Source organism: Hymenobacter crusticola (assembly GCF_002154225.1).
Lineage (GTDB): Bacteria > Bacteroidota > Bacteroidia > Cytophagales > Hymenobacteraceae > Hymenobacter > Hymenobacter crusticola.
On record NZ_MTSE01000050.1, the window covers coordinates 1 to 11142 of the forward strand.

The 11142-nt window shown below is 54.3% G+C and carries 11 protein-coding genes; 3 read left to right on the forward strand and 8 right to left on the reverse strand.

Translation table 11 applies throughout. The features are described from left to right. Positions 1-301: 301 nt before the first annotated feature. Complete coding sequence (locus BXP70_RS27810; protein WP_086597397.1) at positions 302-934, forward strand: DUF6273 domain-containing protein; 633 nt, start codon at positions 302-304, stop codon at positions 932-934. 871 nt (positions 935-1805) lie between these two features. On the opposite strand, the gene BXP70_RS27820 is transcribed toward BXP70_RS27810, so the two are convergent. The 8 genes from BXP70_RS27820 to BXP70_RS30120 form a co-directional block, all read right to left on the reverse strand. Continuing rightward, positions 1806-2528, reverse strand: coding sequence for a hypothetical protein (locus BXP70_RS27820; protein WP_086597399.1), 723 nt, complete (start codon positions 2526-2528; stop codon positions 1806-1808). A gap of 314 nt (positions 2529-2842) precedes the next feature. Continuing rightward, positions 2843-3262, reverse strand: coding sequence for a hypothetical protein (locus BXP70_RS27825; protein WP_086597400.1), 420 nt, complete (start codon positions 3260-3262; stop codon positions 2843-2845). Between the two features lie 358 nt (positions 3263-3620). Continuing rightward, positions 3621-4601 (reverse strand): hypothetical protein, encoded by a 981-nt coding sequence (locus tag BXP70_RS27830; RefSeq protein ID WP_143436748.1) that lies wholly within the window; start codon positions 4599-4601, stop codon positions 3621-3623. Positions 4602-4608: 7 nt separating this feature from the next. Continuing rightward, a complete protein-coding gene (locus BXP70_RS27835; protein WP_086597402.1) occupies positions 4609-5628 on the reverse strand; it encodes a hypothetical protein in 1020 nt (339 codons plus the stop codon). Between the two features lie 99 nt (positions 5629-5727). Beyond that, a complete protein-coding gene (locus BXP70_RS27840; protein WP_086597403.1) occupies positions 5728-6729 on the reverse strand; it encodes an LGFP repeat-containing protein in 1002 nt (333 codons plus the stop codon). A gap of 461 nt (positions 6730-7190) precedes the next feature. Further along, positions 7191-8549: an MBL fold metallo-hydrolase gene (locus tag BXP70_RS27845; protein WP_086597404.1), complete on the reverse strand. Its 1359-nt coding sequence runs from the start codon at positions 8547-8549 to the stop codon at positions 7191-7193. Positions 8550-9029: 480 nt separating this feature from the next. Beyond that, on the reverse strand, positions 9030-9362 hold the full coding sequence (locus tag BXP70_RS27850) for a hypothetical protein (RefSeq protein WP_086597405.1): 333 nt from the start codon (positions 9360-9362) through the stop codon (positions 9030-9032). Then, positions 9362-9535, reverse strand: a complete 174-nt coding sequence (locus BXP70_RS30120; RefSeq protein ID WP_179197884.1) for a hypothetical protein — start codon at positions 9533-9535, stop codon at positions 9362-9364. The genes BXP70_RS27850 and BXP70_RS30120 overlap by 1 nt, the downstream gene beginning before the upstream one ends. 196 nt (positions 9536-9731) lie before the next feature. On the opposite strand from BXP70_RS30120, the gene BXP70_RS27855 reads away from it, so the two are divergent. Both BXP70_RS27855 and BXP70_RS27860 read left to right on the forward strand, forming a co-directional pair. Continuing rightward, positions 9732-10427 (forward strand): helix-turn-helix transcriptional regulator, encoded by a 696-nt coding sequence (locus BXP70_RS27855; RefSeq protein WP_086597406.1) that lies wholly within the window; start codon positions 9732-9734, stop codon positions 10425-10427. An 88-nt stretch (positions 10428-10515) separates the two neighbouring features. After that, positions 10516-10920 (forward strand): VOC family protein, encoded by a 405-nt coding sequence (locus BXP70_RS27860; RefSeq protein ID WP_086597407.1) that lies wholly within the window; start codon positions 10516-10518, stop codon positions 10918-10920. Positions 10921-11142: the final 222 nt, after the last annotated feature.

An 11142-nucleotide genomic window follows, 5' to 3' on the forward strand; every position in this document is an offset into this window, starting at 1 on the left:
AAAAACGTGGCGCACGGTGTAAGCAGTAGGGGGTAAAAGGTAATCGTAGCGGAAGGTCTGGGACACTCAGCAGGCACAGGTGTAGCGCAAAAGACATACAGCAGTAGCAATAAAGCAGGGCATGACCCAGATACGGCAATAACGGCAACAGTTGCCTTTTGATAACTGTACCGTCCAGTGCCACTTATCGCTGAACCAATCTTCGGCTGGATAGGAGAGCAAGACACCTGGTATAGCGTTAGACAGCTACTAAGGAAGGACTAGTCTTATTAGGTGAGGTGTTTGCAAGGATTCTAGCAATATGACTAAAGGTGACCTGATCGTTTTGGGCCCGTATCAGTGGCGGGTGCTGACCCTGCAAGACCACGCGGCCCTGCTCATCACCGACGTCATCGTGGAGCTGCGGTGGTATCATGAGCAGTTTGTCGATGTCACCTGGGCTGAGTGCGCGGTCAGGCACTACCTGAACCAGGAATTCTACCACACCTTGGGTCCCGACGAGCAGGCTAGAATTCTTCCCGTAACCAACCGCAATCCTGACAACCCGTGGTTCCACACACCAGGGGGGCAGGATACCGTAGACCGCATCTTTCTGCTCAGCCTGGAAGAGGTGTGCGCGTACTTCGGCGACAGTGGGGCAAAGCTGCGGACCAAAGGCCGGCAAAGCTGGCAGATTGACGACGAACACAACGCTAGGCGACAAGCAACGTACGGGGCGGATGCGCACTGGTGGCGGTTGCGTTCACCCGGCTATTATGGGCGTACGGCGGCGAGCGTGAGCGCCAGTGGCGCGGTCTATGTCCGGGGCAATGGCGTTCACGGCCGGCCCCGGGATGGAGGTGGTATTCGGCCCGCTTTGTGGCTCAAGCTCCTGGAGCACGCGCCTACTACTTCCTCGATGACCATCTCTGCTGCCGATCGTAACCCACTGTAGTTTCTCCTCCAGGTGGGAGCGGGTGAGAGCAGTAGGATTAGAAGCTTCCATCAAGTGCGTTTATGGAATTTAGGTATAGCAGTAGGCTTGCGGATAAGCTAGCAAAAAGCCCGGCCATATGGTCGGGCTTTTCGGTGGGGTAAGCAGCGAGTACATCTTACTACAGTACGCTGCGTACCGCATCATGTATACAGAAAGGAACCCTTACCAATATATTTTGTATATTCCTAGAAACGAGTCTACCTTTGTAGCGTACGAAACAAATAGCGGGAGCCAGCCTGTGGCCAACCCCCGCTACCGCGTTTACCCGTGGAAGACTTGGTAGAGCGCTACCAGTATTTTCACACAGGCTGCCAAGGCTGCAAGCTCCTTAGCATACCGCCGAAGGAAGCGACTTATAGCCGCCACCTTCTGTTTCACACGTACCCGCATCTGACTAGGAATAGAGGGTGCTGACTCACCCACTTTCCTGAAGCCCCGGTTGTTCCACCAGCCGGGGCTTCGTCTTTTCAGACGTTGCGTTGGCGGGAGACTACCGTGCGAACGGAAGCAAAGATACGCGGTTTTACCCCTTAAATTCGGCTATTGCGGGGTTTTGAGCGAGAAAGAACGCGCTGGAGATAAAGTTGGTAAGGCAACAAAAAACCCGCCCTGGTGCGCTGATCTAACGGGAAGCGTGGCGGGTGTTATTGCTAGCAGATATATAGGAAGCATCCACTAGGTCAAGCTTGGCTGCCCCGTTCTACCAGCGGCTAATCGGTGTAAGGTTTAGGCGTTGCGTGCACACTGTTTTGCCAGTCATCCGATCAGCCCGCTATTTCATTGTTGCGGCGTGCTAGCTGTTTATGAGCGATGCCAGAGATAGCTTACTCTACTGTTCGTGCACGTTTGTTCGATGGGTTCGCACCAAATTCGTAGCTGGTCGGCGCACGAGCTGGCGGATCGCCGCTACGTGAGCCAGCAAGACCAGTGGTACCACACAAGCGGGTAGCCACAGAAAGGGGAAATACAATACTGCTACCAGTGGCTGTTCAAACGCCAGTTGCTGAAAGGGAGAAGGCACCGACAGGATCGCGTTTCCAACTACGTTCAATAACAATCCCAAGCAGACGACATTCCAGCCCCGCAACCCGGTAGTGCCTAGCCAATGGCGGCGAAACACCCCGTAGTACAGCAGCGGAGCACTCACGCCCGCTACGATGTCCCAGTTGCGACCTTCAAAAGTCAGCAGTTCCGGTGCGAGGCCGTGCCGGAATAAGCCCAGCAACACTAGTTCCACGGGCAGACGCACACTATGCAACAGGGTAAGCTGATCCAAGCGTAAGCGGTCAAGATAGCGGCGTCCGCTAACGGTGACGCAAGCCGTGATGAGTAGCACCAGCGGGGGGGCCAAGGCCAGCGACAACCGCGGTGGCAGCGCCCAGGGAGCCGCGGCGTAAAAGCCGTTCAGGCTGAGGGCGGATTGCAGCAGCAGCCAAGTGCCCAGTACATAGCGTGTACGGCGGGCCGGGCGAGCCGGCTGATAGAAGAGCCAAATGGCCAGGGCCGTGGTTAGGGCAAAGGCAATACTAAGAGTAGCAGGTACGGGTTCCATCCGGCAGGGGGTAGCGAGTCCACAAAGAAACCCAGCCAGACGGTGGTTGTGCTTGCCAAATGACAAGAAATGACCGAAGCTACCGGCCGTACTTGGCCCGAATGCGGCTCAGAGATAAATCCGTAACGCCCAAATACAAGACCACGTGCTTGAGAGGGACGTGCTTGAGGATGTCGGGGCCCACGTGCACAAGCTTTTAGGCTGTTCAAACTAGGTCGTGCCAGCTAGATAGGTTACGCACTGACAGGAAAAAGAAAAGCCCTAACAATCCTTGTTAAGGCTTTTTCTCAGCGCATGTATCGTTTCAATAACTGCTATTCGAAATGACAGACGTAGTGCGAAACGACTATTGTGTAGCCGCCATATTTATCGGGCTTGATTTTATAAACGGCAACGCACTTCAGTTTTTTTAGTTTGTCAAATTTTGGGGGTTTGCTTACCCCTATACCCGGTATTCCTCCATTCTGTTCGACTACTGATAAGTCCCCTTGCTTCCCAAATACGGGTAGTTTCCTGAGGCCTAAGGGTACCGGTTTTTCTTCAAAGCTAATAAACATGTCTGCAGGTAATGCGATGTTTTTGCTTCGCAAGAAGGCCTCTGGCTCAGTGATGGCTTCACGCCATTTGTGTTCGTCCTTACTAGCATCCGTTAAGAGTTGTAGCAGGTCATCTGTTAGCGCTTGACTAAGCTGCGCAGAAGCTTGGCGGATTGATTCACCATTGGTTGTCGGCATAATTAGAATAGTAAAAAGTGGATAAAAGGTGTTGTCTTATTCAAGACAAAGCAAATGGGTCGCCTTACCTGCCTTTCGCTGTTCTTCGTAAGCAGCGGCAGGCCAGCCGCTAGTCCCGTAGCTCAATCCTGTTTTGAATACGGGAAGATATCATTGGAAAAATTTGAGTGCAACCACATGATGATGTGATAGTTATACATGACTTCGGCGGCTAAGTAGCCCGGTTGTGTCCCTCCCATCTAATGGCTTTACCTCGCTCTGGGATGGTCAGCAATAGTTCATTAAGGTGGTAGAAGGTTACTAGCGCAAGAAAGCCCCTCCTGCTAAGAGGGGCTTTCTAGTTCCTGCGGCGCATTTGCTATATCAGATCAGGTTCAGATGCGGCAAATGACTTGAAAAATATGTTATCCTTCGAAACCGCTATATTTTCTAGCAGAACAGCATGTATTTGTACTGCTTTTCCACCACGTGTTACGGGCGCATAGCAAATGCCCTCTAATTCCTGTTTCGCTTGTATTCCCGTAATGCCACCTTGCTTCTCCGCCAGTACTTCGATTTTATTGATCAGCTTTCCATTGAGAGCAGAGTAGCAATAGATATACTGATAATTGGAGCTGATCCCACCTCTACCCGAGGAAATATACAAATGACCATTAGGCGAGAAAAACCCACCTTGAACGTAGCAATCCTCGTTCAGTTTAGGGCTTAGCGGCAACGTATTGTTCGTATACTGAATGGCTGTATGGTCAGCAGAAAATTTATGGATATAGAGTTCTGGAATAACTAGCCCAACGGGGCACGTATACACGATCCCATTTTCAAAATCTATTCCTACTACGCCGACACGGCCTCCGTTGATAGATTCGATATTAATTCGATTCTGATAAGATAAAGTGCCATTGTTGTTTTGATACGTTAACAAGCTGGCTTGCTCTCCTATCCAGTGTTCGACGTACACGATGTTACCATGATAATACATGGGCCCGATATGGTTGATCCCAGCAGGATTGATGACAAAGGTCTGATCTGGGCTCTTGAATTTGCCGTTGTTCCCGTTGAAGGTATAGATGGCCTTGGGTGACGGATTGACAGAAGGAGTACCGCTTCCATTCGAAGAAAAAAGCCAATGAGCTCCGTCCCAAACAACACCTTGTATTTCTTCTGTCCAACTTTCATCTATCCTACCTGGTGCTTCGGTCACTAAAGCATAACTGTGCGGCGCATCCATTGCGCTCATCGCTTTGCGAAGTGAAGTAGGACGGTAGCCGAATTTTGCGTAGTGAACCTCTTCTCCAGGCTGATAGCCTATTTTACTGAGTTGTTTGCGATAGCTAATCATAGCGTCCTTACTGTAGCGTAACCAGAATAGGAAGTAAGGCACAACCGGTTTCAAGAGGGGCGAGCGCCTTGCCCAAGACAGCCCCAAAGGCTGCCTGGCGGTCGGTTGCTTTCATGGCATGTCCCGCTTGGTCAGCCGTGGTGAGTAGATCACCGATTTGAATCGGAGTGTTCGTGGCGTCTACCAAGCAGAATACTTTCCCTACTAAGGCAATCGGAAGACGTTCATTCCCCGTATCGCGCCGGTCTAGTACTAAGCCGGGTCGGTACGTACCAGCGCCCGAGACCACGCCTACCACGCGTGAATCGTAGGCCGAGGCACTTGGCTGTACGTCACCGCCTGCTCCCAGCACCATGACCATCCCCCGTTCTACCGGAAGTACTGCGTCCGTGCACGTAGCCACGTCGAACTCTTCGGCAAAGTCGGCATTCGAAATCCAAATGTCGCCCTGGGCCCCATTGAGTTCAATGGAAGCATCCTGATTACCGTTGTACACCGTGATACGCCCTGGCCGATTCGATTGCCCTAAGCCAATGACACTCTCTGTATCGCTAGCAATCAACTCGACGATAGGCATCCCGTCTTTCCCTTGAACGGAGACTTTCCCGTTGGTTGCATTGCCTCCTAACGTTAGCGTCGCATCAGCCGTGGTTAAATTGACCGTTGGGCTACCTTGTTTATTATACATGGTCAGTCGACCCGCCCGGTTCTTATTGCCCGCACCAATGACGGCCTCTGTATCAGTAGCGAGCAATTCTACCAGTGCCGTTCCCTCTTTTCCCCTGACCGATACTTTCCCGTTAACCCCGCCACTGCCGAGCGTGAGCGAAGCATCTGTTGTGGCTAAGTTGACCGTAGGACTACCATTCTTATCATACATCGTTAGCCGCCCAGGGCGGGCTTTATTGCCGGCACCTAGTACCGCTTCGTTGTCCAAAGCCAGCATTTCCACTAAAGGGGTTCCATCTTTGCCGCACACAGAGGCTTTACCATTGGCGCCATTGCCACCAGAAATTAAGTCGCTCATACAATCAAGAAAAATAGGTGAAAGAGATAATCGTTAGCTATGCCCTCCGCAAGTCTTCCTCAGAGAGGCCTGCGGAGGGCACGGGTATAAGCGGGTATATTACTGCACTACGGCTCCACCAGCTGGGGTCCAGGCGATCCGCCCACGCTCAAAGCGACTCACCCGCCCGCCAGGTTGTGCTTCTTCATCAGAGGCCGGGTAGCCCAAGGCGGAACGTTCCCACCCCAGGGAGGCCCATTTGTCGCGAATGGCGCCGTGTATTTCGTGCGCACCCAGTTGCGGGGTCCAGTAAATGGAGCCGCCCTGAAAGTGGTTGTAGCGGCCTTTACCGTCGGGCGTAGTCAGTTCATCGGTCAGGGGATAGCCTAGAAAGGAACGTTCCCAGCCCAAAGAAGCCCACTTGTCCCGGATCAGGCCGTGCACCTCGTGTGCACCGAGCTGGGGCGTCCAATAAATCGATCCTCCTTGGAAGTGGTTGTAGCGGCCCACGCCGTCGGGGGTAGTGAGTTCATTGGTAACCGGTTGGCCTAGAAAAGAAGAAGCACCCCCTAAGGCGGCCCACTTGCTCCCGATGGCCCCGCCCACGGAAAAGGGCACGGGCAAAATCAGCGAGGCAAAGATGCAGTTCATGTTCATGCGCACCACGGCTGGGAAGTTAGCCCGTCCTCCCGTTTCGCTCAGGTTAGCAATGAACGTGGAGAGGCTATTCAGAATCTTGGCCGATAGCTCAGCAATGGCCGCCGCGGCGGCACCGATGGCAGGGCCGCCCAGGGCGGTACCGCCCACGCCGGCAGCCCCAGCAATCAGCCCCGTGTCTAGACTTGTTCGTCCTTGGATGGTCATCAAAGCGCGGGAGGAGAGAATCACGCCATTAGCGGCAAACTCCATTTCTACCTGCGCATGATCATCGGCAGCCACGCCGCGGATATGATCCAGTTTGGTGGAGAGGAACAGGCCCCCGGTCGGGGTAGGAGAGACCGTGGGTTTGTAGGTGCGGTAGTTGCTGTCAGCACTCTTGTATTCGGCGGCCGTTCCGTTTTTCTTATCCCAGCCGGTGAGTTGTTGGCCTAACTTAGCCATGTCAAATTGAAGCGTGCTCATAAACTAGTGTATTGGTTGAGGGAATATTGATGGCAGCCAAGGTAGCGCGTGCAGCAACGCCAGTCTATCGCATAAACATGTGATAAACAGATAATTATGACTAATCATAGAGACACGGGAATCGTGCGTAGGGGCAGCCCGCCTTGTTGGAACAAGGGGCGCAGCAGGGAGTAGGCTCTCGCCGTAACATGACGGGCCGTGTTGACCGAGATGAGGGAATACGCAAGGGGCCGCCGGTTCCGGTCATGCCGTCGACGTTAGGTTAGACTAGTCGCGTACCGGATAGTGAAAGGGATTGTCTGAACGTAAGCCAAGCACCTGTTGAACCGAATTCTTGACCAAGCTTTAATAAGCAGCAAGCCCCTCACGTGAGGGGCTTGCTGGCTTGGTAAGCTAATCTTAGTCTATCGACTGTGGTTGTGTGCAGCATAGAACAACCAGCTTCTTGCTATGCCAACGAGCTACTGCATCGCTTGCTCTAGGTCTGTGAATGGAATGATTGTTTTGAGGCTTGCCGCGCTGACCGGCCAGGATTGCACCACTGTGGTCACCTCCAGTCCCAAGTCTTTGATCGCGCGGTACAAGCCGGCCTGCCGGGCACTGGCCTTGCGCACAGGGCCTTGTTGGCGGATCCCGGCCAAGTCATCTTCAAACACGACCTTCTCCCGGGGGAAGTAGTAGATCAGGTAATCGTCGGTGTGCGCCGACTGCGCGCCGATGCAGAAGATCTGCATCTCGAACTGCCCATCGGTAATGGTTTTGCGGCGGGTGATTTCTTTGACCTGTACGGGTCGCGGGTCGCGTTGCAGGCTATCTGGCCGTAGGGTGTGCGGTGCCGTGGCCAGGTAACGTACGTAGGCCGCGTCGCCGGGCCCGACCAGCACGGTGGCGCCCCGGTGCACGAAGGGCCGCATGCCGCCTAGATAGTGCGGATGGTGGTGGCCAGCCACGAAGTAGCGAATCGGCTTGCCCGGCGCCACTTGCTGGGCGGCCTGGAGGATGAGTTCGCCATTCGCACTGCTCAAGGGGGCTTCGGCGACGAGGAGAAAGTGGTCAAACTCGACGACCAGTACCCGGTCATCGGTATGCTTCAACTCCACCAAATGCAGGCGGGGTCGGTACGTCTCGACGTGTACCTGGGGGTGCACCGGCTGGTCAGGGAGCAGGTGGTAACCGGCCGGTGCGACCAGCAGCGTAGGAGCCGTCGGTTGCAGGGTAGCGGCGAAGAGGTGGACCTCTTCGTGCACGCGCCCATTCAGTTTCTCCACCTGCACGCGGGTGGGATAGGTGAGCGGTCCGACGTGCGTGTAGGCCTCGTAGCGGAAGATCGTGGTCACGTCCCCGAGCAGTTCGTCGGGACTGAGTAAGCGCACTTGCGCCAGCCGCGCATCTTGGGTGCGAATCAAGAGCTGCACGCGCGTTTGGTTCAGTGTGAGATGGTACGCGACGAGTCCAGCGGGGGCAGTCGCGTCGGGCGCCACGTGGTGCTGCTGAAAATAGGTCAGCAAGCTCAGGGGGGAGTAACGAGCCGCCCGAAACACGTAGTCCTGCTGCTGAACCTGGGTAGCGGCAAACAAAGCCGTGTCGCCATAATCACGGTAGAGCAGGTTGGTAGTACTCCACTGCGTGCGCGAAAAGGAGGAATGTGGTTGTGCTAGGCGCGTGAGCGTATCTTGTTTGAGAAAGGCATCCGGCCGCACCCAGAGGGTACCACGTCTTGCGTAGTCGGTCGTTTGCCAGGGGACACGATTATGTTCGAGTTCGTGCACGGTTTCCCTATAGCCGAACACCAGATAGTTGGCGCCGAGGGGCTGGCCCAACTGCCGCCAGCAGGCCCGCAGGTAATCGCGAAGCGCAGGTGCCTGCCCCGAGCCAAAAGAAGATCAGCCAACAGAAAGACAATCGGAGCATTGAGGGGGAAGGCCGGAATAGTTACGTAGGAGAACAGCGCAGCACCAGCGGCTGAAGAAGTAAACAAGAAAAAGTCATCCGACCAAGAAAGCCCCTGAATAGAAGGAATTTTCTCGGTCAAAGCTTGATCCTCTTCGGCTGGATAGTAGAGCAGGGTATCTGGTACAGAAGTAGACATACCTTAGAAAGAATAGTTGTACTAGCTAGTGAACGTGGAAGAATGGGATAAGCCAGAGCAACACTGGCATATATGGGCTAAAGATCGAGAAAGCTACATCCAGAAGGTTGTACATAGAGGGCGGCTTCACGCTGGCGTGCAACAGAAGCTGGAGACACAAAAAAGCCTCCTATTTGCAAATAGGAGGCTTTGATTTAGTGACAAGGGTAGGCTAAACGTTCGGCTCAGCAGACGCTTCACCCAACGTTTTTTGGTTTTTGACTTCTGCCAGCTTGGCCAGCAGCGGCCCTTTGTGTTCTAGGGTAAAGGCAACAAATTTATCCTCTTTCACCGCTAACCGCACCACCATGGGCAGCCAGGGATAGACGTTGCGGGCCAGCATCTCGATCGTTTCATCGTGTTGGGCCGCGGCCAACGCTTTGTCTGCATACGGCGCAATCTTGGGCCAGTGTTCGGCCAGTACAGGTCCCACCGCGTTCAAGATTTTGCCGCTTAGGTCGCTGCTTTCAGCGCCATTGTCTTTGCCTGTCAGAGAGGAGAACATTAGATTTTTATTACTGTTTTGGAATGAACCTTTAACGAACAGCCTTCGCTGTAGTTGCCGATGGTGAGCAGGTAGCCGCGGGCCTCAAGACAGACGGCATTGAAGCGCATCAGGGGATGGTAAGTAACCTCGGTCAAGGCGCTCACTAGGCTCACAGTAAAAAGCTCCGGCATACGTCGGGACTTTTGTGTCGAGTTGACTGCTCTTGTATTCAGCGACTGTCTACGTCTGGTATAGAAGTAGACAGCTGCTAGAAAGAACCAGCTATACCTAGCTAGCAAACGTGGAAGAAGTGGAGACGCCTAGTAGCACTTCCGGTATATCTTCGGGCAAGCGTTAGCTTCTAGCCAGCCTCAATCAGCGAGTACCATGAACCGCATCGACCGCCTGTTCGGCATCACCACTCTACTGCAAGCCAAAAAGTATGTTCCGGCCGAGCAGATCGCGGCGCACTTTGGCATCAGCGTGCGTACGGTCTACCGCGATATCAAGTCGCTGGGCGAGCAGGGCATTCCCGTCAGCTTCGAGCCGCACCGGGGCTACTTCCTAGTGCAAGGTTACTTTCTGCCGCCCGTCTCCTTTACCCAGCCAGAGGCCAGTGCGTTGGTGCTGCTGCAGGCGCTAGCTGCTACCTTAGTCGATAAGTCGATCCAAACCCCGATGGCCGCGGCCTTGCACAAAGTAAAGGCGGTGCTACGTTCCTCGGATCAGGACCGCTTAGAGCAGTTCGCGCACCAGCTAAAGTTGCACGTGCCCGAGTACTGCCCAAGTGAGCGGGACTACCTGGCTGCCTTGCAAGCGGCCATCGTAGACCGGCGTGTGCTCGATATGGAATACGGCGACAAACGGGGGGTGACCAGCCAACGCCAGGTGGAGCCCATCGGCTTGGTGTTCTACAACTTTGCCTGGCACCTGATCGGCTGGTGCCAACTGCGCCAGCAGTACCGCGACTTCAAAGTAGCGCGCATGCAGCGGCTCACGTCCACTACCCGGCCTTTCACGCGCACTCAGCATCGCTCACTTGCTGACTACCTTGCTGACTTGCACTTGCCTTATCCGGTGTAAATAATATGCGGCGCCCGATTGCGACTGCCATAGGGTTGTCAGTGGGCGTGAAGTGCTTTGCAGCATTCTTCACCTTTCACCTCCTCTCATGAGATTTGTCTCTGTCCGCTTCATCACCGCCGACCTCAAACGTTTGGTGCAATTCTACGAACAACTCACCGGTATATTAGTAACGCAGTACACCGAGGATTTCGCCGAACTCCAAACACCTACCGCCACCTTGGCCATTGGCAGTACGCGCACCCTACAACTCTTTGGGGGCGAACAGGTGGCCAGCGCCGCCAGCAACCGCTCTGTCATTTTGGAATTCCGTGTTGACGATGTCGACGCTGCCTACCAGCGACTTACCAGCGTGCTGGGTACCTGCCTCGTGCAGAAGCCGACTACGATGCCATGGGGTAATCGTTCGCTACTGCTGCGCGACCCGGATGGCAACTTGGTCAACTTCTTTACTCCCGTCACACCGGAAGCCCGCCAGAAGTTCGAGCAGTAAGCGCTAAAGCCTATGTGCCAGCGCGTAAGGTAATGCCCACCAAGCTACAGGCAGAAAGCCCCTTTGTTGTGGGGCTTTCTTGCTTGTCAAGAACGATTACCTATTTGACGCGCGATTAGACTACTTGATCAAACGGGTTGATGAACTGTTGCAGGGCTTGTAAGCCGGTCTAGCAGACCTCGGTTGGATCATACTCGGCCTTGTTAAAGGAAAGCATGATCA